At 66.5% G+C, this 24,261-nt stretch carries 24 protein-coding genes, 4 tRNA genes and 3 pseudogenes; 15 read left to right on the top strand and 16 right to left on the bottom strand.

The genetic code is table 11. The annotated features are described in order from the left end of the window. Positions 1–11: 11 nt before the first annotated feature. From SKC42_RS01250 to SKC42_RS01240, 3 genes and pseudogenes are all read right to left on the bottom strand, one after another. Complete coding sequence (locus SKC42_RS01250; protein WP_330962497.1) at positions 12–215, bottom strand: zinc transporter Slc39a7; 204 nt, start codon at positions 213–215, stop codon at positions 12–14. A gap of 37 nt (positions 216–252) precedes the next feature. Next, positions 253–633 (bottom strand): ArsR/SmtB family transcription factor, encoded by a 381-nt coding sequence (locus SKC42_RS01245; protein WP_330962496.1) that lies wholly within the window; start codon positions 631–633, stop codon positions 253–255. A gap of 44 nt (positions 634–677) precedes the next feature. Next, positions 678–827 (bottom strand): annotated as a pseudogene (locus tag SKC42_RS01240) (nucleoside deaminase); the annotation flags it as partial. A gap of 164 nt (positions 828–991) precedes the next feature. On the opposite strand from SKC42_RS01240, the gene SKC42_RS01235 reads away from it, so the two are divergent. Further along, positions 992–1,900 carry a class I SAM-dependent methyltransferase gene (locus SKC42_RS01235; RefSeq protein WP_330962495.1) on the top strand — a complete coding sequence of 303 codons (909 nt, stop codon included), beginning with the start codon at positions 992–994 and terminating at the stop codon, positions 1,898–1,900. A 12-nt stretch (positions 1,901–1,912) separates the two neighbouring features. On the opposite strand, the gene SKC42_RS01230 is transcribed toward SKC42_RS01235, so the two are convergent. Further along, positions 1,913–2,722, bottom strand: a complete 810-nt coding sequence (locus SKC42_RS01230; protein WP_442931928.1) for a TIGR04255 family protein — start codon at positions 2,720–2,722, stop codon at positions 1,913–1,915. 152 nt (positions 2,723–2,874) lie between these two features. Continuing rightward, positions 2,875–2,947, bottom strand: a tRNA-Lys gene (locus tag SKC42_RS01225). Positions 2,948–3,079: 132 nt separating this feature from the next. Here SKC42_RS01225 and SKC42_RS01220 point away from each other — a divergent pair. From SKC42_RS01220 to SKC42_RS01210, 3 genes are all read left to right on the top strand, one after another. Further along, positions 3,080–3,152: transfer RNA gene (locus SKC42_RS01220), tRNA-Glu, on the top strand. Positions 3,153–3,181: 29 nt separating this feature from the next. Continuing rightward, a tRNA-Asp gene (locus SKC42_RS01215) sits at positions 3,182–3,258 on the top strand. Positions 3,259–3,287: 29 nt separating this feature from the next. Then, positions 3,288–3,364 (top strand) — tRNA-Phe (locus SKC42_RS01210). Positions 3,365–3,587: 223 nt separating this feature from the next. Here the strand turns inward: SKC42_RS01210 and SKC42_RS01205 are convergent. The 4 genes from SKC42_RS01205 to SKC42_RS01190 all read right to left on the bottom strand — a co-directional run bounded on the left by SKC42_RS01205 (position 3,588) and on the right by SKC42_RS01190 (position 9,022). Further along, positions 3,588–4,796: an AI-2E family transporter gene (locus SKC42_RS01205; protein ID WP_330962493.1), complete on the bottom strand. Its 1,209-nt coding sequence runs from the start codon at positions 4,794–4,796 to the stop codon at positions 3,588–3,590. A 416-nt stretch (positions 4,797–5,212) separates the two neighbouring features. After that, the gene (locus SKC42_RS01200) at positions 5,213–6,949 is read right to left on the bottom strand and encodes an alpha-keto acid decarboxylase family protein (RefSeq protein ID WP_330962492.1); all 1,737 of its coding nucleotides are present in this window, start codon (positions 6,947–6,949) and stop codon (positions 5,213–5,215) included. A gap of 548 nt (positions 6,950–7,497) precedes the next feature. Further along, positions 7,498–8,133: a maleylpyruvate isomerase family mycothiol-dependent enzyme gene (locus tag SKC42_RS01195; protein ID WP_330962491.1), complete on the bottom strand. Its 636-nt coding sequence runs from the start codon at positions 8,131–8,133 to the stop codon at positions 7,498–7,500. After that, positions 8,117–9,022, bottom strand: coding sequence for an alpha/beta hydrolase (locus SKC42_RS01190; protein ID WP_330962490.1), 906 nt, complete (start codon positions 9,020–9,022; stop codon positions 8,117–8,119). The genes SKC42_RS01195 and SKC42_RS01190 overlap by 17 nt, the downstream gene beginning before the upstream one ends. A gap of 99 nt (positions 9,023–9,121) precedes the next feature. Between SKC42_RS01190 and SKC42_RS01185 the strand changes: the two genes are divergently transcribed. Then, positions 9,122–9,781: a TetR/AcrR family transcriptional regulator gene (locus SKC42_RS01185; protein ID WP_330962640.1), complete on the top strand. Its 660-nt coding sequence runs from the start codon at positions 9,122–9,124 to the stop codon at positions 9,779–9,781. Between the two features lie 260 nt (positions 9,782–10,041). On the opposite strand, the gene SKC42_RS01180 is transcribed toward SKC42_RS01185, so the two are convergent. Next, entirely contained in the window at positions 10,042–11,760 is a 1,719-nt protein-coding gene (locus SKC42_RS01180; RefSeq protein WP_330962489.1) for a CocE/NonD family hydrolase, read from the bottom strand. A gap of 61 nt (positions 11,761–11,821) precedes the next feature. Between SKC42_RS01180 and SKC42_RS01175 the strand changes: the two genes are divergently transcribed. From SKC42_RS01175 to SKC42_RS01155, 5 genes and pseudogenes are all read left to right on the top strand, one after another. Next, the gene (locus tag SKC42_RS01175) at positions 11,822–12,421 is read left to right on the top strand and encodes a TetR/AcrR family transcriptional regulator (protein ID WP_330962488.1); all 600 of its coding nucleotides are present in this window, start codon (positions 11,822–11,824) and stop codon (positions 12,419–12,421) included. 57 nt (positions 12,422–12,478) lie between these two features. Next, positions 12,479–13,171, top strand: a complete 693-nt coding sequence (locus SKC42_RS01170; RefSeq protein WP_442931927.1) for a M15 family metallopeptidase — start codon at positions 12,479–12,481, stop codon at positions 13,169–13,171. A 60-nt stretch (positions 13,172–13,231) separates the two neighbouring features. Continuing rightward, positions 13,232–14,038: a methyltransferase domain-containing protein gene (locus tag SKC42_RS01165; protein ID WP_330962487.1), complete on the top strand. Its 807-nt coding sequence runs from the start codon at positions 13,232–13,234 to the stop codon at positions 14,036–14,038. Between the two features lie 141 nt (positions 14,039–14,179). Next, on the top strand, positions 14,180–15,442 hold the full coding sequence (locus SKC42_RS01160; RefSeq protein ID WP_330962639.1) for an MFS transporter: 1,263 nt from the start codon (positions 14,180–14,182) through the stop codon (positions 15,440–15,442). Positions 15,443–15,706: 264 nt separating this feature from the next. Next, positions 15,707–15,952 (top strand): annotated as a pseudogene (locus SKC42_RS01155) (methylmalonyl-CoA mutase family protein); the annotation flags it as partial. Positions 15,953–16,058: 106 nt separating this feature from the next. On the opposite strand, the gene SKC42_RS01150 reads toward SKC42_RS01155, so the two are convergent. After that, the gene (locus SKC42_RS01150) at positions 16,059–16,955 is read right to left on the bottom strand and encodes a LysR family transcriptional regulator (RefSeq protein WP_330962485.1); all 897 of its coding nucleotides are present in this window, start codon (positions 16,953–16,955) and stop codon (positions 16,059–16,061) included. A gap of 158 nt (positions 16,956–17,113) precedes the next feature. Between SKC42_RS01150 and SKC42_RS01145 the strand changes: the two genes are divergently transcribed. Further along, positions 17,114–18,010 carry an SDR family oxidoreductase gene (locus SKC42_RS01145; protein ID WP_330962484.1) on the top strand — a complete coding sequence of 299 codons (897 nt, stop codon included), beginning with the start codon at positions 17,114–17,116 and terminating at the stop codon, positions 18,008–18,010. Next, positions 17,959–18,906, top strand: coding sequence for an LLM class flavin-dependent oxidoreductase (locus tag SKC42_RS01140; protein WP_442931926.1), 948 nt, complete (start codon positions 17,959–17,961; stop codon positions 18,904–18,906). The genes SKC42_RS01145 and SKC42_RS01140 overlap by 52 nt, the downstream gene beginning before the upstream one ends. A 96-nt stretch (positions 18,907–19,002) precedes the next feature. Here the strand turns inward: SKC42_RS01140 and SKC42_RS01135 are convergent, their stop codons facing one another. Continuing rightward, positions 19,003–19,320: a hypothetical protein gene (locus SKC42_RS01135; protein WP_330962482.1), complete on the bottom strand. Its 318-nt coding sequence runs from the start codon at positions 19,318–19,320 to the stop codon at positions 19,003–19,005. Between SKC42_RS01135 and SKC42_RS01130 the strand changes: the two are divergent. Continuing rightward, positions 19,313–19,504, top strand: a pseudogene (locus SKC42_RS01130) (enoyl-CoA hydratase/isomerase family protein); the annotation flags it as partial. The gene SKC42_RS01135 and the pseudogene SKC42_RS01130 overlap by 8 nt on opposite strands. A gap of 33 nt (positions 19,505–19,537) precedes the next feature. On the opposite strand, the gene SKC42_RS01125 reads toward SKC42_RS01130, so the two are convergent. The 3 genes from SKC42_RS01125 to SKC42_RS01115 all read right to left on the bottom strand — a co-directional run bounded on the left by SKC42_RS01125 (position 19,538) and on the right by SKC42_RS01115 (position 21,667). Next, a complete protein-coding gene (locus SKC42_RS01125) occupies positions 19,538–20,086 on the bottom strand; it encodes a DUF302 domain-containing protein (protein WP_330962481.1) in 549 nt (182 codons plus the stop codon). Between the two features lie 59 nt (positions 20,087–20,145). Further along, positions 20,146–21,174: a quinone oxidoreductase family protein gene (locus SKC42_RS01120; protein ID WP_330962480.1), complete on the bottom strand. Its 1,029-nt coding sequence runs from the start codon at positions 21,172–21,174 to the stop codon at positions 20,146–20,148. Positions 21,175–21,241: 67 nt separating this feature from the next. Then, positions 21,242–21,667, bottom strand: a complete 426-nt coding sequence (locus SKC42_RS01115; RefSeq protein WP_330962479.1) for a hypothetical protein — start codon at positions 21,665–21,667, stop codon at positions 21,242–21,244. Between the two features lie 355 nt (positions 21,668–22,022). Here SKC42_RS01115 and SKC42_RS01110 point away from each other — a divergent pair, with 355 nt between their 5' ends. Continuing rightward, positions 22,023–22,559, top strand: coding sequence for a winged helix-turn-helix transcriptional regulator (locus SKC42_RS01110; RefSeq protein ID WP_330962478.1), 537 nt, complete (start codon positions 22,023–22,025; stop codon positions 22,557–22,559). A gap of 24 nt (positions 22,560–22,583) precedes the next feature. Here the strand turns inward: SKC42_RS01110 and SKC42_RS01105 are convergent, their stop codons facing one another. Then, a complete protein-coding gene (locus tag SKC42_RS01105) occupies positions 22,584–23,444 on the bottom strand; it encodes a proline iminopeptidase-family hydrolase (RefSeq protein WP_330962477.1) in 861 nt (286 codons plus the stop codon). Positions 23,445–23,535: 91 nt separating this feature from the next. On the opposite strand from SKC42_RS01105, the gene SKC42_RS01100 reads away from it, so the two are divergent. Continuing rightward, on the top strand, positions 23,536–24,096 hold the full coding sequence (locus tag SKC42_RS01100; protein WP_330962476.1) for an arsinothricin resistance N-acetyltransferase ArsN1 family B: 561 nt from the start codon (positions 23,536–23,538) through the stop codon (positions 24,094–24,096). The last annotated feature ends 165 nt before the right edge of the window (positions 24,097–24,261 follow it).

The following is a 24,261-nucleotide window of genomic DNA, read 5'->3' as shown; positions in this document are numbered from 1 at the left end:
GAGACCGCGCGTCAGGGGTGAGTGTGGGCGTGAACGTCTTCGAGGCCGGCCTCGTGCACGTGCTGGTGTGTGTGCTCGGCGCCGCCCTCGTGGCTGTGTGAATGCTCGTGGGTCACATGGCTGTGCTCATGGGTGGTGTGCGCGTGCGAGTGCGTCTCGTCGCCGTGCTGATGCGCGTGCGCGTGCGGGGCGTCGTGCGGGTGGTGTTCGGTCATGTTGCCATCTCCCTACTGAAATGTGTTGGCGGGTAGGTCATTTTGTCGATCTGGAGCGGACTGCCTTCAGCTCGCCCTCGCTGCGATGATGGTGCGGGACGCCGGGCCCCGCGTGCTCGGCGTTGAAGACGGCGTCGATGACGAGTTGTCGCACGTGGTCGTTCTCGAGGCTGTAGAAGATTGTCGTGCCCTCCCGGCGAGTGCGCACCAGCCGCGCCATCCGTAGCTTGGCGAGGTGCTGGGAAACCGACGGGGCGGGCTTCCCCACGTGTTCGGCGAGCTCGTTGACCGACATCTCGCGGTGGGTCAACGACCACAGCACCTGGACCCGGGTGGCATCGGCCAGCATTCGGAACACCTCGACCACCAGGCCGGCTTGGTCGTCGGGCAGGCGGCCTTCGCTATTACCTGCATGCATACGCAGATAGTAACGAACGACGACTCCCTGTGCCACTATCGCGTTCAGGCCGGCGGGACGACCGTCGACCGGCGCCGTCCGCCATTGCGCTCGTTCCACAGCCGGTAGACATCGACGGCCGACTCCTGTGGTGCGTAGCGCATCGGCAGGCGCCGCCGGTCCCAGCTCTTGGCGAACTCGTCGTAAAACGTCGCCGTCGGCGACGTTTTGGCGCGCCAGGTCGATGGTGCGCTGGATGAAATCTGGCACGGCGACCTCCGGCGTAGGGAACATTGCGCCGGGTAGTCCGACCGCCCCGGTTGACCCCCTGTGGTAGTAACTAGCTTGTCTATATTTCTTTGGCCGGGAGGAAGCCACAATGGCGCGCACGGCTCGTGACCGCTGGGATCTCGCGACGAGCGTCGGTGCGACGGCGACGATGGTCGCCGCGCAGCGGGCGCTGTCCTCCGACGAGAAGTTGATCGACGATCCCTACGCCGCGCCGCTGGTGCGGGCCGTCGGGATCGACGTCTACGTCCGCCTGGTGAACGGCGAGATTCCCGTGGGCGGCGACTCCGAGTTCGACCCGCAGCGGATGGCCCGCGGCATGGCCTGCCGCACGCGGTTCTACGACCGGTTCTTCCTCGAGGCGACGCAGAGCGGCATCGGCCAGGCCGTGATCCTAGCGTCGGGACTCGACGCGCGGGCGTACCGCCTGGCATGGCCGGGCGGCACCATCGTCTACGAGGTCGAAATGCCCGAGGTCATCGAGTTCAAGACCGTGACGCTCCGCGACCTAGGCGCCGAGCCCACGGCCGAACGGCGCACCGTGGCCGTGGACCTGCGCGACGACTGGGCGGCGGCGCTGCAATCCGCGGGCTTCGATCCGCAGGCGCCGGCGGCGTGGAGCGCCGAGGGGCTGCTGGTCTACCTGCCGGACGAGGCGCAGGACGCGTTGTTCGGCAACATCACCGCGTTGAGCGCCCCGGGCAGCCGGCTGGCGTTCGAGTTCGTCCCGGATACGGCCGTTTTCACCGACGAGCGGTGGCGCGCGCACCACGACCGGATGAGCGAACTCGGCTTCGAGATCGACTTCAACGACCTCGTCTACCACGGTCAGCGCAGCCACATCCTCGGCTACCTGACCCAGCGGGGCTGGGAGACCGAATCGCACGTCGTGACGGAGCTGTACGCGGCCAACGGCTTCGTCTATCCCGACGACGACCTCGCGGCGGCATTCGCCGACGTCACCTACAGCCGCGCGGTGCTTCGCCACAAGGCGGGCTGACTCCCGCCGCGGCTACCGGCTGAGCAGGTCGTCCTTCAGCTTGCTGGTGAGCATCTCCTGGAAGACGGTGCGCGCCGGCTCGTAGAGGTCCTGGAACGTCGTCAACACCTCGTTGCGGTTGAACTCGGGGATCGACCCGGTGGGCGTCCAGAAGCTGTCGATGTCCAGCAGGAAGAACGGACCCTGCTCGACGGGCATGGTCCGGCGGAGGTGGTAGTTGGCGTCGAGCGCCTGGCCCACCCCCGGGCCGTAACGCACGATCATCGACCGACCCGGCTGGGCTTCCCGGTAGACCGCGGCGCCCTGCCACTCCGTCAGGGTGAGCCCGGCGGGGGCGATTCCCTGCGGTCCGAGCAGCGGCTCGGCGATCCAGTTAGCCCACTCGACTCGGCCGTCGACCCCGACGGGGACGTGCACTTCCAGCACGTAGCGCAGACCCAGGCGTTCCACCCCGACGATGTCCGACACCATGGAGCGGGCGTCGATGACCCGCATCACGACCTCGAGGAGCTGCTCGAAGTTGGAGTAGGCGGTGGTCTCGATGGTGATCGCCTGGCTCTTCATGGAGGCGGCGAGCGTGTTGTCGCGGTTGGTGTACCGAACGAAACGCTCGGCCTGGGGGGCCGGACTTCCCCCTGCGCCCATGCCCCACGCGACATCCTGGGCCTGGCGCTCGATCGGCAGGTGGTCGGTGAGCAGGCGTCTGAGCTCGCCGCTCGAAGTTTCGGTGAGGGAATCCGTTGCTGGGTGGCGGATTTCCATCGTTACCAGCGCTACGGGCGCCTTTGGGTGGGTCGCATCGACACTCATCCTGCGAAGCATAGTCAAGCCGTTTGGCCGACAAACTCCGGCACACCGCCGACCGGCCGAACTTCGCTCCGGGCGGCCCAGGATGGTGTCGACGGGCGGCGCGGGCGCAGCCGGTTCGACGTCGGACGGGCGGGGTGTCCACCGAGGTCATGCGCCATTTTGAGTGCCCCCACTAGGACTCGAACCTAGGACCTGCGGATTAAAAGTCCGTAGCTCTACCAACTGAGCTATAGGGGCGCGAAGATTCAGGATACTGGGTCCGAGCGCGGGCCCGAACGATGCTCGTTTGAGGATTCGGGCCGGCGTGACCTAAGCTGACGGGGCTCCAACGTATCGTTGTTGCGAGTACCCCGGAGTGATTCGGTTCTGGCCCCCATCGTCTAGTGGCCTAGGACGCCGCCCTTTCACGGCGGTAGCACGGGTTCGAATCCCGTTGGGGGTACGCGACGCGGTAACGCGGAGCAGTAGCAAGGCCCTGTGGCGCAGTTGGTTAGCGCGCCGCCCTGTCACGGCGGAGGTCGCGGGTTCGAGTCCCGTCAGGGTCGCCACTACGGCGAGGCACGTTTTCATGCCTTCCGGCCAGGTAGCTCAGTCGGTACGAGCGTCCGCCTGAAAAGCGGAAGGTCGGCGGTTCGATCCCGCCCCTGGCCACCAAGCATCTGTGCAGTTCAGCGTCTCGCTTCGCTCTGTCTACGAACTCGTCATCACCGATTCGGACTCGGCGATGGGGCAAATATGGGCCAAAAACGAGGTGCCGTCGCTCCTAACTCTGTGTCGGATCCGTCCCCCTCGACTCTTCGCTGTCTTCGACCAGCCGGTCGGTGATCTGCTCGGCTCGGACGCGCCGAGGTGCTCACCGCACCGGCGCGGTGGCCGATCATGATTCGTCGAGGGTGGGAAATACCAGTTCCGCAACCAAGATCTGCAGGGCCGCGGCGACCGGTATCGCCACCAGGGCGCCGACCACGCCCAGCAGCGCCGCGCCTATGAGAACGGCCACCACGGTGACACCCCCGGGGACCCTGACCGCGTGTCCGATGATTTTCGGCGTCAACAGGTAGTCCTCCGCCAGGCGGAATGCGATGTAGAAACCGAGCGTGGCGGCGGCGACCGGGATCGACACTGTCAGGGCTACCAGGGCCACCACAAAACCGCCGACCGATGACCCGTAGGGGAACAGATCTGCGATCGCGACGAAAACGCCGAGCAGCATGGGGTATGGGACGTCGAGGGCGAAACACCACGCTGCCGTGGCTGCCCCGGCGATCACCGACGTGAGCACGTTGCCGAACATGTAGTCGCCGACCTTGGCCATGATCTCGTCACCGATCAGTATCGCGCGGGGGCGCCGCGAGTTCGGGACGAACCGGTAAAGCACCGCCCGGATCCGGCGCATATCGGCCAGGAAGTAGACGGTCATGACCGCGACGATCCCGAGGTGTGACACCGCCCCAAACACCGACTCGCCGACCCTGACAAATCCTTCGACCGTCGAAGATCCCGAGCCGTGGACTAGATCGGTGATCCGTTGTTGCACGTGGAATCGATCGTTGATCCTGCCGATTACCGAGGAGTGGTTCTGGGCGTCCTGTAGATAATGTGGCGCCTGCTCGATGAATTGGCGTGCTTCGGCCACCAGCGGGGGAATCGCGGCCGCCAGAGCGCCCGCGATGATACCGACCACCACGACCACGACCAGGCTGACCGCCGCCCACCGCGGAACTTTCCGGTTCACCAGAGATGACACGGCGGGCTCCAGTCCCAGCGCGAAGAAAAGCGCCGCGCCCACCAACACCAGAACCGATGATGCGGAGGCCAGGATACGCACCGCTCCGTACGTGACGGCCACACCGGCGGAGGCCGTCAGACCGACGATGAAGGGAGAGCGTCGAGCGAACGGTTGGCCACGAGTGCCCAGGGGTTGTTCATCTGAACGAATCTGTGCCGCAATGTGTTCGGCGGCCGCAATTGCGCCCTCATCACCACTGTGAGGTCGAGCCACGCGGCGATGATGGCCCTGATCAGCAAGGCCGTGGTCGATAGGCTGACCTTTCCTGGCGTTATCCACTGTCTGAACCCCGATCATTAGTCAAGACAAGCGCGTCGCGTCCGAACGCCCCTCTACAATGACGCGCCGGTATCGCCGTCGTGGACGAATGCCACCTCTGGTTTCGAACCGGTCGCGTCGAGCAGGACACACGCGAACAAATCATCCTGGCCTCACGGATGTCACCAAGGGCATAGATTGAGTCCATGAGGCGCTGAGCAACGCGGCCGATGCCAAGCTGTGGCTTGCTGTCGCGGCTGCCATGGGGATTTCGGGCAGCCGGTCGGCTCGGCGCGGCGCTGGGCGCGATCTGGTGGCTCTTCCGGTTTCAGAGTGTATGGGGGCTATCGACTGCGGGTCGGCACAGGTTCGCGCACTGCACATTCACAGGGAACACGCCTTGTGAATTTCGGTCGGCAGCGGCGATGGGACGCAAATCCGGACCGCCGCGATGCCTACAGTCCCGGCGGTCCGGTCTGGTAGATCCTGTCGACGGACTCGGCTGATTCGGCGGGAACCAGTTCGTGGCTGCCCAACAGGACCTCGATGTATGCGGCACCGGGGTGCGTTCGCGCATGGTCCAATGCCGCGCTGAACTCGGCGTTGGTCTGGACGCTCGTGCAGTACCAGTCGCGGCAGCCCATTGCTTCTGGAAGCTTGTGGTACTGCCATGGGGCCAGCTTGTTGAAGTACCGGATCTTGGCGGGATCGCTGTTCCCCAGAACGATCTCTTCGATGCCGAAGATGCCGTTGTTCAGCAGCACGATGATGGGGTTGATCCCGTAATAGCCCATTGTTCCAATGTGATTGGCCGTGAGCTGGTGGCCGCCATCGCCCTGAACCAGGATCACGCGCCGATCTGGGTCTGCCAGGGCCACTCCCAAGGCCGCGGCCGTTCCCCAGCCGATGCAGCCCCACAGTTGCGCGTGCTGGAACTGCACCCCGTCAGGCAACAGCATTGCCGTTGCTGCCAGATCACAGGTCCCGGTGTCGGCGACCAGGGTGTCGCCGGGCTCGAGAAACTGCTCGAGTTGCGAGAACAGCGACAGGTCGGTCACTGGATCGCCCGGCGCGCTCGACGCGGGGAACGGTGACACGGGACGCGCGAACGCGGGCGCGGTGAATCTGGCGGCTTGCTTGGTGAGCGCCACCAGGACGTCCTTGAAGTGCACCGGCCCGTAGGTCGACTCGCCGCGGCCACCCGTCTCGGCGACGGCGCCAATTCTGACATGGTCGGGGAAAACCGTGATCACCTTGGCGGGATCGAGGTGTGCGCTGTACCCACCGGTTTCGCTGTCGCTGTAGACGATGCCACCCAGGTCGAGCACGAGATCCGCGCCCTCCACAATCTTGCGAACGTCGCCCATCGACGATTCCCCGTTGTACTGGCCGAGGTAGAGCGGATTCGATTCCGGCAGCAACCCCTTGCTCATCCCTGTGGTGGCGAACGGGATGTCGGTCGCGGCCAGCAGTGCTTCCAGTTCGCTTTGCAGTCCGTAGCGCGCAATCGTGAATGCGGCCAGGATCGCCGGCGATTGTGCCGTCGCAAGCCGGTCCGTGATCGCCGTCATCGCGGCGTCGAGTTCCTGAGCGTTGCTCGAAAACGTCGGCGCCTCGGCAAGGGGTACGCCGCGGACCGGCGTACCCACGACCGGCATCATCGCCTGGTCGGTGGGGATCTGGATGTAGGCGGGCATGCGTTGCGACAGCGCCTCGAAGATCACCCTCTCCATCTCCGGGATGGCGTTCTGCGGGGTGAGATATGCGCTCACACAAGCGGATACCTCGCTGTAAGAACGGAACTGGTCCAGGTTTCCGTCCCCGTAGGAGTGGTGCATATGCCTGCGGGACCGTGTGATCCGTGCGCTCGGGGCGCCGACCAGGTGGAAGACGGGCACCCGTTCGGCCTTGCATCCCATGACCCCGGCCAGCGCGGCGGCTTCGCCGACGTTATACGTGGTGCTGAGAATGGCGGCGCCGTTTATCCGCGCGTAGCCGTCCGCCGAGTAGGCCGCGTTCAACTCATTGCTGCAGTTAATCCAGCTGAGCCCGTCGAATTCCTCGATGGCAATGTCGATGGGAAAAGCGAAATCACCGGCAACGCCAAACACGTGCTTGATGCCCAGGGCTGCGAGTCGCCGCACCACATAATCGACCACTGACGGATTGTTGTTGGTTGCCGGACCGGCCATGGTGGATTTGTCCCTTCCCCTCGAGCTGATTGAACTGATCGCTTCGCCGTATTCACCCGCGCGGTGTTGGAGTCGTCAGGTGCCCTCCGCCAAGGACGCGTCGAAGCCCTCGAACCCCGGCGCATAGCCGGAGCGCTACTGCGCCAGCCGCCTGATCGTATGCCATCCCACCCCTCTGTATACAGGGCAAATAGGATCGTATATCGGATGAACGCTGGACGCGACCGCAATTGGAATTGGCTCGGCCGCTTGCCGTAATTGACGGTCCCGCAAGGAGTTACCGCGTCACGTCCTGGAGCCGACGTTCCGGACGGCGGTCGATCTGCGCCCCGGCGTGATGGGTGAACTCTCATGAGGCATGGGCGGGACGGCGCAATTCGTAACTTGCGAATGACCACCATGATCGGGCCATCGGTGTGGCGCCGTCCGGATCGACGCCACGAAACGGGGAGCGGGGCGTTACGAATAGCCATGGAAAGGTTCCGTAGCATTCCGTGCGTCCTGGCGGGTGAACATGTCATCGTCTCCGGAAAATGGGTCGCGATGGCTCACAGCCGGGCGGCAAGCACTTCGACGCCCCGACCGCACAGTTTTGGCAGCGCCCAGGGCCGGCCGGCCAACACCGAGGCGAGGTGGGCGGCCTGCCCGGTGACGGTGGGTCCGTTCGCGTGGTGCGACCAGTTCGCGTCGGCGGCAACCAGATTCAGCCCGCGCGCTCGCGCGGCGGCAGGCACGAACGGGTTGGGTATGCGGACTTGCGTGTCGAGGACGGCGGCGACGGTTGCGGTGGGTATCTCCGAATCTCTGCCGAGCGCGTAGGCGATGTCGAGTTCGTGGACGACGTGGTCGCCCAATAGCAGACGTCGGGGGAAGACGCGACCGATGCCGCGGGGTACCCTTGTCAGGGCGGCGAATTCGTCAATCAGGTCGTCGGGCGCACGTTGTGCCGCCACGGTGCGCGCCAGGTCGGTGTTGGTCGCGTTGAACGAACCGCCTCGCCGCACGATCGTGGTGGCGATCGAGCCGAGCGACGCCGTGTAGCCGACGACGAGGTGCGCCAACACGTCGTGATTGGTCCATTCGGTACACAGACTCGGTTGGGCCCACTGCGCGGCAGTGAGATTGCGCGCCAGCTCGGCGAATCGGGCGTCGTTGTCCCGCAGGGAATCAGTCGTTGCGGACATGCAACTGCTTTTGCAGAAATGTGGTTTGCTCGGTGAGCAACTCGGCCAGCAGCGGGGGATGGTAGATCTGGAAGTGATCACCGTCGAAGTGGCGGGCGATTCCGCCCGGGGCCGATCGCGCCACGTCCTCGGCGTGGCGCGGGTCCATCAGCGTCTCTCGCCGAGATACGCAAACGAGCAGCGGCGCAGAGATTTTCGCGGCTCGGCGCTTTGTGCTGGCCATTGAGATGCCGATGACGTCAGCAGCGGCAAGGCGGTTGTCGAAGCCCCCGTCGGGCGGGACGGTCGAATACCACCCTTCCAGGGCCCCGGGAATGGTGACCGCGGCGAGGCTGCCTGGCTCGCCCACGATGGGGACGTACCTGTGGCCGGCTCGGCACACGCGACGCAGCGCGTCTTCAACGATCGCTGGTGTCATTCGCAGGGCCCGCCACGCGCCGTTTCGTGACAGCGTCGCCGGCCCATGCACGATGGGGCATTGCACGACCACGGCCCGGACATCTGCGCGCTGACTGGCCACCCGGAGCGCATGCATCGCGCCAAGGCTGGTGCCCCACAACCCAACACGGTCTGGGTCGACGTCGGCGTGGTGCCGCAAGTAGTTGAGCGCCGCCTCGACGTCTTGTTGCTGGCGGCGCATCACGAACCGCTGCCGCGGCTGGCCGGCGGACTCCCCGGAGTGGCGATAGTCGAAGGCCAGAGTGGCCAATCCCGATGCCGCAAAGTGCTGCTCATACTGGGCCATCGACATCTCGTGGGTGGCTCCGAGGCCATGGACGAGGACGACTCCCGGATGCGGGCCCACTCCCGCGGGCAAGGTCAGCCAGCCGGCGCACCGGGTGCCGTGCGAATCGAAGTGCACCCTCTCCGTAGTGAGTTGAGCCCCCATGTGAAATCCTTCCAGAAATACGTACGGTGTACCTGTTGTACGATACGTACGCCGTACGTGTCAAGGGTTGTTTGGGTGGAAGGGCGGGTGGTGCGCACGATGCGGGCGCGGTTCACGATCGACGAAGTGCGGGCCAAGGCGATCCACATTGTCGACCGCGACGGTCTTGGGTCTCTGAGCATGCGATCACTGGCCGCCGCGCTTGGTACGGGGCCGATGACGCTGTACAACTACGTCAGAGACCGGGACGACCTTGAAGGGCTCGTCGCCGAAGCCGTAATGGCCGACGTCGATCTCCCGCCACGCTCCGCGGACTGGCGTGCCGACGTCAAATCCATCGCGACCGCGATCTGGGAGGCGATGCGCCGCCATCCCAACGCCGTGCCGCTGGTCCTGACCCGGCGAACCGCCAGCGATGCCGGCTACCCGCCGGCCGAGCGCCTCATCGAAGCCCTTGATCGTAGGCAACTCGACGAACGAGACCTACTCGCGGCATTTCGCGGGGTGCTCAGCCTCGTCATGGGCGCGGCCCAGGTCGAGCTCGCCGGTCCCCTGCCGGGAATAGACCGAGAGCAAGCCAACGCAACTGTCGCCGACCGCATCGGCAGACTGGCCGGAAGCCACTACCCGCGTATGGCCGCGCTCGCACAAACCAGCCAAAAGTCGACCATGGCCGCTGATTTCGAGCGGGCTCTCGACATGCTGCTCGCGGGCATCCAAGCTCGAATTCCGGCAGATGGCAGCGAACTCGGAGGGTGACGGGCAGGTCTCCCGGATGGACGAAGACATCGGGGTTCCGTTATTCGTTGCCTCGTCCCCGGGGTCCGAGCAGGCGATGCCGGGGCCGGCCGCATACGAGCTGCCCAGCGCGGCGATTTTTCGGTACCCGGCCATGATGGGCTTCGCCCCCTTTGGGAAGGTCGTCTCGGATATCTCGTACCGCTGGCCGCTGCGGTATTGGTCATGCCGTTGCCACCGCCGAGATTATCCCGTGCTTGGTCGGGCGTCGGGGTCGCGCGCTACCCCAGCAGCGGGATCAGCAACCTCGACGACGATCGGACCGTGTTGAGGCTGCTCGTGCCCACGCTGGCGTGCCGGAAGTTCATGATCGCCGGGGTCGACGGGTCCTGGTCGTCGCTGGCGAGCACCAGGCGGATTCGGTGACCCGCCTCGAAGCGCCGGGCATTAGGCACCAACGGGATTCGGTAGACGACATCCTCGCCCAGCGGAACGGCCCTCGGGTTGCGGCAGGGCAGCATCGGCGCGCCGGGGCGGCTGGCGGCCTCGTCGACCTCGCGCATGCTGGCGCGCAGCCACCCGGCCGTCACGTCGATCGCTTCCTCGTCGGGCGCGACGTCCTGCAACGTTGCGATCCACGCGGTGTCGATCGCCGTCGCAGAGGCGACCAGCCGCAGCTCGATGTCGCCGACCACGTCGATGTCGCGGGCCAGTGGCGCGCCGGTCCAGCTCAGCGTCGACGGCGGGTCGATCGCGCTCGGCTTGACGCGGCCGAGCCCGCCTCCCAGCACCATCAGCACGCGGCCGCCGGGTTCCCCTTCGTCGTCGTCTAGCCCGCCGTCGGCGCGCAGTGCGAGCTCACGATGCGGTGCCTGAGACGGCGGCCAGGAGTCGGCGGCGCGCCACTCGCCGGCGCCGGGCAGGAAGTAGCGGATCGGCGGGCCCTCGGTGATGCCCGTGTCGCGTCCCTTGAGCCAATGGTCGTACCAGGCCAGCGCCTCGGTGTGCATGCTCTCCCATGGCCACGTCAGGCCGAACCGGCCCAGCATCCCGATGCGCACACCTGTGTTGTGCGCCAGCGCCTCCCACGTCGCGAACGTCGAGGGCAGGTGCAGTGGCACGTTCTCCCAGTCGCAGCCCAGGTACACGGGAATGTCGATGTTCTGCAGCAGCGGGAGCAGATTCCGTTCCTCCCACCACTCGTCGCGCGCGGGGTGCTTGACCGCGGCCTCCTGCCACAGCTCGTCCCACGGGTGCGGATCGTGCGGCAGGCGCAGGAGCTGACGCAGCATGGTCACCGCCGCCTCGCCGTTCATGGTCTCGAACTTCTGGTGTAGGCGCTGCGTGTGCAACACCCGGCGCGCCAACCCGACCGGCTTGCTGCGCCACAACCCGTCGCTGCGTTCGGATGTCAGGCCCATCATGGCGAGGAAGGGTGTGATGAACGAGGAACTCAGCAGCCCATGGTGATTGGCGCCTTCGTAGAGATCACTCGTCACGGCGAGCGGGAAGATCGCCCTGAGGTGAGGCGGGCGCTCGACGGCCGCCTCGAGCTGGGTCATCGCGAAGTAGCTGATGCCGATCATGCCCACGTTGCCGTCGCACCAGGGTTGCGCCGCAACCCATTCGACGAGGTCGTACATGTCGCGGCGTTCCTGGGCGTCGAAGAACCCGAAGGTGCCGCCCGAGCCGCACGTTCCGCGGACGTTCGCGATCACGTGCGCGTAGCCCCGCGGGACCCAGAAGTCCGTGACGCCGGCCTCGATGAACCCGGCCGGGGCGCCGAGGTCCTGCATCTGCCGCGGGTACGGCGAGGCCGCCACCAGGGCGGGGAATCGCCCTTGGGCGTCGGGTCGGTGGATGTCGGCCAAAAGGTCTGTGCCGTCGCGCATTCCGATCGCGATATTGATGTCCGTGCGAGATGCGTACCGCGGCTCGCTGAGGTTGCGGTACTCGCGCCCGGTGGTCTGCGGACCGTTGAGTGTCCTGGAGGCGGCCATAGTTTCACCGTATGTTGAGATAAGTCTCAACGCAAGATGAAACTTGACGTAGGGTGGCGGCGTGGCGAAGCGATCGATTTCTCCCGGACCGCGCGACGAGCGCGGCGTGCTGGCGGCGCGCATCCTGGCCGCGGCGCGCAACGAATTCGCCGAGCACGGCTGGGCCGGCACGGCGATCCGGGCCGTCGCCCGCAACGCCGACGTCGACCCGGCCTTGATCTACCACTACTTCGGTTCCAAGGAAGGCCTGCTCGACGCGGCCACGGCGCCGCCGCGGAAGTGGCTCGATTCAGTCGTCGCCACATGGGCGGTCCCCCGGGCCGATCTCGGCGCGCGGCTGATCCGCAACGTGCTGGAGGCGTGGGACGACGCGGACGTCGGCCCGGTCTTGCGGGCGATCGTGCTGACCGCCGCGCATGAGCCCAAGACTCGCGAGAAGCTCCGGATGATCGTGGAGCGCGGCCTGATTGGCGAATCCACGCTCGGCGACGACGAGGCCGACCGCCTGCGTCGCAGCGGCCTAATCGCGAGCCAGCTCATTGGCTTCGCGCTCCTGCGCTACGTGTGGAGGATCGAGCCGCTGGCGTCGATGCCCGACGACGAAGTGGTGGCCGCGGTGGCGCCGAATCTGCAGCGCTACGTCGACGGCGACATTGGTTAGGGGCAGCGGCGGGTGTGGCGCACGGCATTTGGAGCCGCTAGCCCCGACAATGTTGGGATGGCTCGCCGGAGAAACCGGTTTGCGGCCGCGGTCGCCGTCGCGGTCTGGGGTGTGGTGCCCGCGCCGGCCCATGCGGACGTGCCGCCGGTCAGCGACGCCGCCCGCGCGGCCGGTTTCGTCGACGTCCGCACCGTCGTTCCCGACGGGGTGATCGACCTGCGCTACGCCACCACGAACAACTTCACGCACACGCAGTTGTATCCGTCCGACGCCCGGTGCCTCGTGCATCAATCCATGGCTCCCGGTTTGGGGGCGGCCGCCGCCGCGCTGCGCCCGCAGGGCCACCTAATGGTCTTCTGGGACTGCTACCGGCCGCACGACGTCCAGGTCAGGATGTTCAACGTCGTTCCGAACCCGGCTTGGGTCGCGCGCCCCGGCAGGTACGCGCACAGCCACGAGTCCGGGCTTTCGGTCGACGTAACCTTCACCGCCGTCCAAGCGCAGTGCCCGTCCGACCGACAGGTGAATGGCCTCTGCCTGGCCGATATGGGAACCGACTTCGACGACTTCTCCTCTCGCGCAACGGCATATGCGACGCAGGGGGTGAGCGCCGCTGCCCAGGCCAACCGTGCCCAGCTCCGCGACGCCATGACGTACGGCGGCCTGGCCCCGTACTCGGGGGAGTGGTGGCACTTCGACGCCCCGGGCGCCGCCGTCGATCGACCGATCCTCAACGTACCCGTCGACTAAATGTCCCATAATGTGAGATTTGCATTCCAAAATATGGGCGGCGGTCGGTAGGCTGCATCTATGAGCAGCGACGCCAAATACACGCACGGCCATCACGAGTCAGTGTTGCGCAGTCATCGGCAGCGCACCGCCGAAGACTCGGCGGCCTACCTGCTTCCCTATCTGTGCCCGGGGCTGTCGGTGCTCGACATCGGCTGTGGACCCGGGACCATCACCGTCGACCTCGCCGCCCGGGTCTCGGCCGGACCGGTGACTGCCGTCGACCGGTCCGCCGAAGTCCTCGGGGTCGCCGAAGCCGAAGCGCGGCGCCGCGAGCTGCCGAACGTCGCGTTCGCCGTGGCCGACGTCCACGCCCTCGACTTTCCCGACGACTCGTTCGACGTCGTCCACGCTCACCAGGTGTTGCAGCACGTGGCCGATCCCGTGCGGGCGCTGCGGGAGATGAAGCGGGTCTGTCGGCCGGGCGGCATCGTGGCGGCCCGCGACGCCGACTATGCGGGATTCATCTGGTTCCCCCGCCTCCCCGCGCTGGACTCCTGGCTGGACCTCTACAGCCGGGCGGCCCGCGCCAACGGTGGTGAACCCGACGCCGGCCGGCAATTGGTGGCCTGGGCCCACGCGGCCGGATTCGACGATGTCGCGCCGTCGGCCAGCGTCTGGTGCTATGCCACTCCCGCGACGCGCGACTGGTGGGGCGGGATGTGGGCCGACCGGATCCTCGACTCAGACCTGGCTCGCCAGCTGGTGGACTCACGCCTCGCCACATCCGCGCAGCTGGGGGCGATCTCCGCGGCCTGGCGTGCGTGGGCCGCCGATCCCGATGGCTGGTTGTCGATCCCGCACGGCGAAATCCTCTGTCGGGCGTAGGTCGACTTTCGGTCAGCTCGCCGAAGCGCGCTTTGTAGCATCAGCACGATGCGCAGCGAACAGGCTCCGGAAATCGGCGCTTCACCATCGGCCGTCGCGCCGCCGGAGGCCGGCTCCCGGACGCGCGTCGCCATCGCCTGCATGGTGGGCACGGCCGTCGAGTTCTACGACTTCTACATCTACGGCACCGCGGCGGCCCTCACGTTCCCCGCCGTGTTCTTCCCGAACCTGAGCCACACCATGGCGACGATCGCATCGATGGGGACGTTCGCGGCCGCCTTCGTGTCCCGCCCGGTCGGCGGTGCGGTCTTCGGCCACTTCGGTGACCGCTTGGGCCGCAAGGCCACCCTGGTCGCGACGCTGCTCATCATGGGGCTCTCGACCGTCGCGGTCGGCCTCACCCCGGGCGCCGCCACCATCGGTGCCGCCGCGCCGTTGATCGTGCTCACCTTGCGGCTGTTGCAGGGGTTCGCCGTCGGTGGTGAGTGGGCGGGATCGGCGCTGCTGGGTGCCGAATACGCGCCCGCCTCCCAGCGCGGCCGTTACGGCATGTTCACGCCGCTGGGCGTCGGCGTCGCCCTCGTCCTGACCAGCCTGACCTTCCTCCTGGTGGATTTCACGATCGGCGAAACCAGTCCGGCATTCACGCAATGGGGATGGCGGATGCCGTTTCTGCTCAGCGCGCTGCTCATCGCGGTCGCCTTGTACGTGCGGCTCAACATCGGCGAAACCCCGGTCTTCAAAGGGCAATTGGCGACCGCGCCGCCGCCGCGTGCGCCCATCGTGGAGGTCATCCGCTCGCAGCCCGTGAGGCTGCTGCTGGCATCGGGAAGCTTCGTGGCCGTCTACACCTTTGTCTTCATGGCTGGCACGTACTTGACCAGCTATGCCCACGGCAGGGTCGGTCTCTCGCGCAACTCGATCCTGATCGCCGGCACGCTGGGTGGTGTCGTCTGGACGGTGGCGGTGGTGTTCTCCGGCACCATGTGCGATCGACTGGGGCGCCGTCCGATGATCATCGCGGCATGGGTGTTGGGGCTGCCGTGGTGCTTTGCCGTCATCCCGTTGATCGACACCGGCAACCGTGTTCTGTTCGCGTTGGTGATTGCCGGCATCTACGCAATCGCGGGAGTCGCCTACGCGCCGATGGCGGCCTTCATACCGGAGCTCTTCCCGACCCGGTACCGCTATACGGGCGCTGGGCTGGCACTCAACCTCGCAGGCATCGTCGGTGGTGCGGTACCGCCGATCGTTGCCGGCCCGCTGCTCGCGCACTACGGCGGCTGGGCCATCGGCCTGATGATGGCGACCCTGGCGCTGATCAGCCTCGTCTGCACCTATTGGCTGCCGGAAACGCGGGGGATCGCACTCGGGGCTGCCCCTGGGACCCCTGCGAGCGGCTAGTGTCGTGAGTCATTGGTTCGGGTGCAGCCTTCGCTCCTGTTTCCGAGCGTGGGCCCTATGGAGGAAAAGTGTTGGAAATGTGTACTTTCCCCCATGTTCGACGTGTTCACAGCGGGATGCACGGCCGAAGATGCTGGTGCACTATTAGCGACTCACGACACTAGGAGCGGCCGGGCACCGCGGTCGCGCCCGAGGAGCAGCGTCATCTTTCCGGGTCATCGTGCGGTATTGGGATTCTCTTTTTTGCAAGTACGTTATTCACCGATGGATAATGCTCAGACGTCGTCGGGCATCCCACTGCGGGTCGCGTACGGGCCGGCGGACCGGGCCGGCGATCCGCCGCCGCCGGGGGAGTTCCTCTTCAGCCGGGGAAATTTCGCGTCCGGCTATCGGGGAAAGCTGTGGACGTTCCGGCAGTACTCCGGCTTCGGGACGGTGGAGGCATCCAACCGTCGCTACCGGGACCTGCTGGGCCAGGGCGGCACGGGGCTGTCGGTGGCGCTCGACCTGGGGTTCTGGAAGGGCGCCAGGGCTGAGCGAGCGCTGAAACCCGCCGAGCGTGGACTTGTTGCCGCCGCACGGCGTGGATGCGCGCAACAAGTCGACGTTGGTGGAATCAGGCCCGGCAGGCACCCGTGAGATGCGCCTCGGCGAGTTTGCGGAAGGCCGTCACCAGGCGGGTGCGGTCCCCGGCGCGGGTTGCCAGCACGACGTGGGAGGGCTCAACGCCCTTCAACCGAACCGTGGTGATGTCGGGACGGATGGTGCCCCGAAATTCGGGCACGATGGCGACGGCCTGTCCCGAGGCGATGAGTTCGAACTTGTCCTCGAGCGCATCGATGTAGGGTCCTTCCGGCGCGCGGCGCCCGTCGGGTCGGGGATCGATTCGCCAGTAGGCGCTCCACGCCGGATCGGAGTTGCGCACGCGCGGCATCGGCTCGTCGGCGATGTCGTCGAGGGTCACCTCATCCCGGCCCGCCAGCCGGTGGTCGATGGGCACGGCCAGCGCCCGCGGTTCGTCGTACAGGACCGTGACGTGCAGCCCATCGGTGGGAAACGGAAGCCTGGTCACCACGGCGTCCACCCGATGACCGAGCAACGCGTCCAGCGCCTGGCCCCAATCCAGATGCGACACAACGACTTCAGCGTCCGGGTGCTCGCGGCGCATCTCGCGCACCGCCGGCGTGACGATCATGCCCGTGGTGTACCCGATCGTGATGCGGCTGGGCTCGGCGGCGGCCCGCGCCTGCGCCGCCGCCTGCGCGGCCGAGCGCAGCAGCGCCTTCGCCCGGGGCAGGAACACCTTGCCCGCCTCCGTCAGCCGCGTGCCCTGCGGGGTCCGGTCGAACAATCGCACACCGAGCTGCTGCTCCACCCGGCGAATCTGGCGACTCAACGACGGCTGCGCGACGCGCAGCGCGGTTGCCGCCCGACCGAAATGCTGGTGCTCGGCGACGGCGACGAAGTACCCGACCAGGCGCAGGTCGAGGTCCACTTCGAGGTGCTCGGTCATGCGCCGATGATAACGCGCCACCATCGGCCAGGCACCCGTCCCGGCCTTCCCATCTGCCACGATACGGATTCTGCATGGCCTCATCTGAAAGAGGACTTGGACACCTGATCCCGGGCGGTCATTGACTGGACGGCGACCAACCGCGAAGGGAGCCACCAATGCATGTTTTTGTAACCGGCGCGACGGGGCATATCGGTTCCGCCGTCGTCGACGAACTGCTCGACGCCGGACACCGGGTCACCGGCCTGGCGCGCTCCGATGAGGGCGCCGCCGCCCTCACGGCGAAGGGCGTGGCGGCATATCGGGGTGAGCTCGACGATCCCGCCGGGCTGCGCTCGGCCGCGGCGGCGGCCGACGGTGTCATCCACCTCGCGTTCCGGCACGACTTCGACGACTTCCTGGGTGCCGCCGAAACTGATCTGCGCGCCGTCGAGGCCATGGGCGACGCCCTCATAGGCTCCGATCGACCGTTCGTCAGCACATCGGGGACGCTGTCGCTCGCGCTCTTCGGGCACGGCGGCGGCGTCGCAACCGAACACGACACGATGCCCGGGGGACCGCGCATCGACTCCGAGAACGCCGTGATCGCGATGGCCGAACGAGGCGTGCGCTCGTCGGTCGTCCGGCTGGCACCGTTGGTGCATAGCGACCTGGACCACCACGGCTTCACCCACCACCTGATCGCCACTGCCCGCGCCACGGGCGTGTCGGCCTACCTCGGGGACGGCGCCAACCGGTGGCCCGGCGTGCACACCCGCGACGCGGCTCGCCTGTACCGCCTGGCACTCGAAAAGGCCGTCGGCGGAACGCGTTTGCACGGCATCGCCGACGAGGGCGTGCCATTCCGCGACATCGCCGCCGTCATCGGCCGCCACCTGAATCTGCCGACGGCCAGCATCCCCGCCGAACAGGCCGGCCACTTCGGGTTCCTCGCGCTGTTCGCGGCCCTGGACAACCCGACGTCGAGCGACCTGACCCGCAAAACGCTGGACTGGCAACCCGAATGGCCCGGGCTCATCGAGGATCTCGATGCCGGCCACTACTTCGGCGAGTGAGCGCCGTGGCCGACCGGATCGTCGACGCGGCGCGCCGGGACTTGGGACCGGTGGGGGCCTGCCTGCCGGTCTCCTTGACCAGCCCAACGCCCTTCGAATCACAAGGCGTGGCGGCTGGCCGACTGGCGCGGGCCGGGTACAACGCCGTGTGGACCAACGAGGTCATCGGCAAGGACGCCCTGGTGCACCTCGCCCTGCTCCTAGCCCGGACCGACCGAACAGTGTTCGGAACGTGCATCGCCAACGTTTGGGCCCGGCCGGCTCAAACCATGCACGCCGCGGCGGCCCAACTGGCGGAGGCGCATCCGGGTAGGTTCGTGCTCGGCCTGGGCGTGGGGTACCCACCGCAAGCGGCGAGCGTCGGGCGGGAGTTCGGCAGCCCGCTGGCCACGATGCGCGACTACTTGGAAGCGATGGGCGAGCCCACCTGGCCGCCGGCGCCCGACGCCGCCTTCCCGCGGGTGGTCGCCGCCAACGGCCCGAAAATGCTTGACCTGGCGGCGAAGTTCGCCGACGGCGCCATGCCGGCCATGCTGCCCGTTGAGTTGACCAAAGAGGCCCGGCGGGCGCTCGGCCCCGACAAGCTTCTGGTTGTCGCGCTGTCGGTGATCGCGGAGGCCGGTGCAGCGCGCGAGGCGGTCGCGAACAGGCTGGGCGTGCCGTCGTACGCGCAGCGGATACGGGCGCTAGGCTACTCGGACCGCGAGATCGCCGAGGTGAGCGATGGTCTCGTGAAAGACATTGTGGCGCAAGGCGGCTCCGACGCGGTCACCGACCGGGTGAACGCACACATCGCGGCGGGGGCGGACCACGTCATTCTCTTGCCGCCCATCGGCGCCGACTTCGCGGCGGCCGTGGAACACCTCGAGCGGATCGGTATGGCTTACGTCGCGTAGCCCTTGGCGCTCCTCGCGGAGCTTGCCGCAACGGTCGTGTTTTGCCGAGAATCACGACCACCGCGGCGATCTCGGTGAAAGGCAGATAGGCAGAAACTAGTCCTTGCCGGATTCGGTCGTCACCTCGAGCAGCCGCATGGTCGGGGGTGGATCCAACTGCAGTGCGTCCGACATGCGCGGCCGGCCGGCGTTGGCGAGCATGTTGTCCAGAATGGTCTGCAGGTCGTCGCCCTCCACTTCGTAGATGGCGACATAGGGGCCGTCACCGCTGACCGGGCGCAGACGGCGCGCCGACACGAATCCGTCGAGGGCCACCAGCTCACCCAGATGCACTTCGTCGTACCACGCGTTGTACTCCTGCTCGCGCTCGGGCGCACCGGGTCGACTCTCAACGAGAACGATTCCCTTGGCCATCGCATGCGCCGAGAAGATCCTGGAGCTGCCCCAGCAGGCGGTCGAAAGCACCATTCACCTGAAACGCGCCGTGCTCGCCAGCCTAGACTACGCGCTGTTGGCCGAACACCAGTCCTTCACCACCGACGACTTCCGCTCTATCACCATCAAGCTCAATGCGGGGCAGAACCAGCAGACTTCGTGAGTAGCAGACCGTGGCCGGCGCGAGGGCGGTGTGTCAGCTGTCGGACCGCTGCCTTCGGGATCGGAAGACCTCCGCGGTGTCTACCCCGATGGCCTCGAGAACGGTCGCGATTTTGTGGTCCAGTGCAATGCCGACGGCGGTGACCTCCGGAATGCCCAGGCTGGCGAATGCGGTGCTCGGTTGGTCGATCGACAGAATTGCGGTGCCATCGGTGTCGCTGTGAATAAGGATACGCAGCGGTGCATACAGCAGTGCCTTCGGGTCGTGGCGATACATGGTTTCGGCGATTACGTGGTTGCCCACCAGGTATTCCACAGCGCAGGTGCGGTGCCCGGCCACGCCGAGGAGTTCAGTGGCGTCGATCCTCGCGTAGACGAGCAACTCGTAGGGCGCCCTGGCGGCCACCGCCTGTTCGATGTCGGCCCACGTCCCACCATTCTCGGTGAGCGCGCGAATAGCGTCCTCGTCGAACGCCGGTACCGCCTGCTCGAACGCGGCGCGAAATCTGTCGAAGGCGATGTCGGTGGGTACGTCGATGCGTGTCATCTGATGTTCGGTGATGTGACCCGTGAACGTGGACATGACGTTTCACCGCTTTCAGAATCGGGGCGCGTGCGCGTCGGGGTTTTGGGGAGACGCTTTCATGAAGCATTTGTTTTCTTCGGTTCGCCGACGGGTTTCGGCTCGAGGACCACAACACCGCGCACCTCGCGGTGCTCCAATTGCCGATGCGCCTCGGCGGCCCGAGACAGCGGCAGCACGGCCGCAGGTGTCGCCTTAATCGCGCCGTCGCGCAACCCGGCGGCAAGAAATCGCAGGGCGCGGACGATGGCGTCGGGTCGGTCGAAGAATCCCGGTAGGTAAAGGCCGATCAAAGCTTGCGACTTCGCCATCAGCCGACGCGGTTCGAACGGTTTTCCCGGCCCGCGGACCGAGCCCAACAAGAGGTAGCGGCCAAAGGGTGCGAGGACGGCGAAGTTCTGCTCGAATACGTCGCCGCCGATCGACTCGATGATGACGTCCACGCCGCGGCCACCAGTCATCTCGAGCACCCTGTCGGTCCATCCCGGCTCGTCGTAGGGCACCGCGGCGTCGGCGCCGATTTCCCGTACGTACTGTTGGCGCTCGATGCTGCCGGCCGTACCGATGACCGGCCGGGCGCCAAGTGACTTGGCGATCTGAACTGCCATGCTGCCAACGCCCCCGGCCGCCGCGTGCACCAAGACCGACTCGCCCGCGCGCACGGACGTCAGCTCCCGCAACAAAAGATGAGCGGTCACGGCTTGGCCGGCAAAGCCGGCCAGCGCAGCGAGGTCTGCGTCGTCGTCGACTACGGCGCACAATTCTTCGGCAGCGACCGCAAGTTGGGCGTAACCACCGCTTTTCGTCAATGCGACCACCGGCAACCCCATCAGCGCCGTGTCTCCGCCCGGGCCGACTGCGACGACTCTGCCCGCGACGGCGATACCGCCGATATGCGGCAAAGTCACCCCGCCGACACGCGTCTCCGAACGGTTATAGGTGCCCAACCGCTCCCGGATGTCGGGAAAGTTGACGCCGATCGCCTCTGTCGCGATGAGCACTTCGCCGGCGTCGGGAACCGGCTCCGCGACGTCGACGTACCGCAAGACCTCGGGTCCGCCGAACTCCGAATATTGAATGGCTTTCATCGCCGGGCCCTCCTCAGTCTTCGCAATCGACCCGACGAGACCAAGGCCTGGCGCAGGTCAAACCAAGTCATGACGGCATGCTCATCGGATCGTCGGGCGTATAGCTCCAGTAGTGTGGCGCTACGAGATCTTTCAGGCTGGCGTACATCGCTGAGCGGAACACGGCGAGCGCGGGAAACGGCCGGTATGCGACGGTCCTTGCGGCGATCAGCCCGTTCTCGTCATCCTCCAGCAGCTCCAAGGCCTCCAACTCGTGTCCCCCGACGACGCCTATCCAGTGCAGGAAGGTGGTGCGTTCGTCGAGTTTCTCCTCGCGGATGTATTTGCCGCTGCGGACGCGTGATGACGTTGCAAGTATCCGGCTCACCACGCTTCGTCCCATCACGGGCGCAATCAGCACCGGTGTGCGGAACTCGACGTCTTCGGCTAGTAGGTACGCGACCTGTTCGGGAGTGTTATCTCCCTTCTCGCGGAGGGCCCGAAACGGGTGCATTGTGACCTCTTCATTCAGTCGAATGTCGCCAACTTATGGTTCAGTGTTCGAATATTCAACGGCGGCCACGGAGCGGGCCGAGCATGTTGGTCGCTAGCTAAAAGTGGTTATTTGCCAATGACATCCAGGATTTTAAGGCTGGCCATCTTCCATTCTCCCTCTTCCGTATGGTTCAGTGAACGAACTAATCATAGTGACTCGAAGCGCCCCGCGCAATGGGTGGCCGGCGGCAGCGCTCCGAAGGCAAAGCAATAGCCCCAGGTGGCGTCCCGACGGTTCCCCTCACCTCTGACCGGGCGTGCGGTCCCGGCGCGGGATGATTCGGTGAGTGAATTTCGCCGGGTAGGCTGGCGGCATGGCTTTGCGCCGAACCTACGAAGAAAACGTGTGCCCGATCGCGCGGTCGTTGGAGGTGATCGGCGAACGATGGACGCTACTGATCATTCGCGACGCGTTCTACGGAGTCAGGCGCTTCAGCGACTTCCGTACACATCTGGGCATCCCACCGGCGGTCCTGACGGAGAGGCTGAAACTTCTGATCGACGAGGGGATCATGACATCCGTGCCGGCGCCCAGCGGCCGGGAAGAGTATTTGCTCACCAAGAAAGGTGAGCGACTGTGGCCAACCGTGTGGTCGCTGATGGTCTGGGGTAACGACTACTACCTCGACAAGGGTCTGCGCCGGCCGATGGTGCACACCGACTGCGGCGGTCACCTCAACGCCTCGGGACGCTGTGACCGGTGTGACGAATTGCTCGGACCCAAGGACCTGGAAGTGCATCCCCGGCCCCTGCAATCCGCCGTCCAGCGCGACGACCGTGTCAGCAGGTTGCTCGCTGAGCCGCATCGGCTCCTCGAGCCCTTGACGGATCCAGTCGGGCGGCCCCACTGACGACGGCCGGGTGTTCGGGCGTGCTCAGTCATGCCGCCGCAGAAATTCCCGCATCACCCGGTCGAATCGCTCCGGTTCCTCGATGAACGGCATGTGTGCGCTCGACTCGAACAGCTCGAATCGCGACCCCGCGATGCGGCGGTGCATCTCCTGCATGTGTTCCGGCACGCATTCGTCGTACCGGCCGGCGAGTACCAGGGTCGGCACCCCGATTTCGGGCAGCCGGCCGAAGACGTCCCAGTCGCGGATCGTGCCGACGATGTGAAAGTCGCTGGGCCCGAACATCGTCTCGAAAATCTCGGCGCCCACGTTCCGGAACGCGTCCTCCAGGTCCCGGGGCCACGGGCGGACTCGACAGAGATAGGTTTCATTCCAGGTGCGGATCGCCGCCTGGTATTCGGGCGCGTGCGTCGTGCCGGCCGCCTCGTGGCGCTCGATCGCGGACTGGGTCCGCGGGTCCAGCTCGGACTTCAGGCGCGCCACCATCTTCGAGAACTCGGGGATGGACGCAATGCTGTTGGAGATGATTAGGCTGGCGGGACGGGAGGTCCCGTCCAGCACGTACTGCTGAGCCAGCATCCCGCCCCACGAATTACCGAACAGATGAAAGCGGCTCAGACCCAAACCCCTTACGACGGCGGCCATCTCCGCAACCGAGCGCTCCATCGTCCAGAGACCCGGGTTCGGTGGGCACTTCGAGTTGCCGCAGCCGAGTTGGTCCCAGAAGATCACCTCGCGGTCATCGGACAGGCGCTCCAGCGACCGCAGGTAGCCGTGCGGTAAACCCGGCCCGCCGTGAACCACCAGCAGCGGCGTACCGGGCCCCGCGCCGACCCGCTCAAACCAGACGTCCCCGCCCGGGACCACGATCGTGCCCTCGGCCATCCCACCTCCCCGCCTCCCGTGATTCCTGTGATTCTGCAGGCTGAGGTCCAGCCCCGCGCGCCGACTACCTTCTGTGATCGTGGAGATTCGGATGGCGACACCGGAAGACGCCGAGGCGGTCGCCGGCATCTATCTGCCCTACGTGCGCGACACGGCGGTTTCATTCGAGACGGAGCCGCCCGACGCCGCCGAGATGAGGTCAAGGCTGGCCGGCACGCTGGTGCGATTGCCATGGCTGGTCGCCTCGGACGGCGGCCGCGTGGCGGGGTATGCCTATGCCGGTCCGCACGGCGCCCGCGACGCCTACCGCTGGTCCGCGGACGTGTCGCTCTACCTGGACCGGTCGGTTCACCGCAGGGGGTATGGACGCCGCCTCTACGCCGCGCTGTTCGAGCTCCTGGCGGCGCAGGGCTACGTCAACGCGTATGCCGCGATCGTGCTGCCGAACCCCGCCAGCGTCGGCCTGCACGAAGCCGCCGGCTTCACCAGCGTGGGCTTCTTCCCGGGTGTGGGTTTCAAACAGGGAGCGTGGCGAGACATCGGATGGTGGCATCTGCGGCTGCGTGCCCCATCGCGGCCGCCCGAGGAGCCACGGCCGTGGCGGGAGCTGCCCGAGCGCGTGATACGGGCCGCGCTGACCGGGCGGGGCTAGGACGGCCTCCGTTGCGACGAATGCTCTCCTTTTGAGCGAGTGATATTCTCGCCCATCCCAGAGCGGAGAACCCGTGCCCGAAGCCGCGATCGCGTCCCATCAGGACCCCTACGCCGCCGCCGAACTCCTGATCTCACCCCCGCGCCACAACACCGGCTGAACCGC

The organism is Mycobacterium sp. 050134, assembly GCF_036409085.1.
Lineage (GTDB): Bacteria > Actinomycetota > Actinomycetes > Mycobacteriales > Mycobacteriaceae > Mycobacterium.
Note: the sequence above shows the minus strand (reverse complement) of the source record. Positions and strands in the feature narration are given on the sequence as shown.

Coding starts and splice junctions, on each gene's coding strand:
- SKC42_RS01250 (WP_330962497.1), bottom strand. CDS start 215: ATGACCGAACACCACCCGCACGACGCCCCGCACGCGCACGCGCATCAG.
- SKC42_RS01245 (WP_330962496.1), bottom strand. CDS start 633: ATGCATGCAGGTAATAGCGAAGGCCGCCTGCCCGACGACCAAGCCGGC.
- SKC42_RS01235 (WP_330962495.1), top strand. CDS start 992: ATGGCGCGCACGGCTCGTGACCGCTGGGATCTCGCGACGAGCGTCGGT.
- SKC42_RS01230 (WP_442931928.1), bottom strand. CDS start 2,722: ATGCTTCGCAGGATGAGTGTCGATGCGACCCACCCAAAGGCGCCCGTA.
- SKC42_RS01205 (WP_330962493.1), bottom strand. CDS start 4,796: ATGATCGGGGTTCAGACAGTGGATAACGCCAGGAAAGGTCAGCCTATC.
- SKC42_RS01200 (WP_330962492.1), bottom strand. CDS start 6,949: ATGGCCGGTCCGGCAACCAACAACAATCCGTCAGTGGTCGATTATGTG.
- SKC42_RS01195 (WP_330962491.1), bottom strand. CDS start 8,133: ATGTCCGCAACGACTGATTCCCTGCGGGACAACGACGCCCGATTCGCC.
- SKC42_RS01190 (WP_330962490.1), bottom strand. CDS start 9,022: ATGGGGGCTCAACTCACTACGGAGAGGGTGCACTTCGATTCGCACGGC.
- SKC42_RS01185 (WP_330962640.1), top strand. CDS start 9,122: ATGCGGGCGCGGTTCACGATCGACGAAGTGCGGGCCAAGGCGATCCAC.
- SKC42_RS01180 (WP_330962489.1), bottom strand. CDS start 11,760: ATGGCCGCCTCCAGGACACTCAACGGTCCGCAGACCACCGGGCGCGAG.
- SKC42_RS01170 (WP_442931927.1), top strand. CDS start 12,479: ATGGCTCGCCGGAGAAACCGGTTTGCGGCCGCGGTCGCCGTCGCGGTC.
- SKC42_RS01165 (WP_330962487.1), top strand. CDS start 13,232: ATGAGCAGCGACGCCAAATACACGCACGGCCATCACGAGTCAGTGTTG.
- SKC42_RS01160 (WP_330962639.1), top strand. CDS start 14,180: ATGGTGGGCACGGCCGTCGAGTTCTACGACTTCTACATCTACGGCACC.
- SKC42_RS01150 (WP_330962485.1), bottom strand. CDS start 16,955: ATGACCGAGCACCTCGAAGTGGACCTCGACCTGCGCCTGGTCGGGTAC.
- SKC42_RS01145 (WP_330962484.1), top strand. CDS start 17,114: ATGCATGTTTTTGTAACCGGCGCGACGGGGCATATCGGTTCCGCCGTC.
- SKC42_RS01140 (WP_442931926.1), top strand. CDS start 17,959: ATGGCCCGGGCTCATCGAGGATCTCGATGCCGGCCACTACTTCGGCGA.
- SKC42_RS01135 (WP_330962482.1), bottom strand. CDS start 19,320: ATGGCCAAGGGAATCGTTCTCGTTGAGAGTCGACCCGGTGCGCCCGAG.
- SKC42_RS01125 (WP_330962481.1), bottom strand. CDS start 20,086: ATGTCCACGTTCACGGGTCACATCACCGAACATCAGATGACACGCATC.
- SKC42_RS01120 (WP_330962480.1), bottom strand. CDS start 21,174: ATGAAAGCCATTCAATATTCGGAGTTCGGCGGACCCGAGGTCTTGCGG.
- SKC42_RS01115 (WP_330962479.1), bottom strand. CDS start 21,667: ATGCACCCGTTTCGGGCCCTCCGCGAGAAGGGAGATAACACTCCCGAA.
- SKC42_RS01110 (WP_330962478.1), top strand. CDS start 22,023: ATGGCTTTGCGCCGAACCTACGAAGAAAACGTGTGCCCGATCGCGCGG.
- SKC42_RS01105 (WP_330962477.1), bottom strand. CDS start 23,444: ATGGCCGAGGGCACGATCGTGGTCCCGGGCGGGGACGTCTGGTTTGAG.
- SKC42_RS01100 (WP_330962476.1), top strand. CDS start 23,536: ATGGCGACACCGGAAGACGCCGAGGCGGTCGCCGGCATCTATCTGCCC.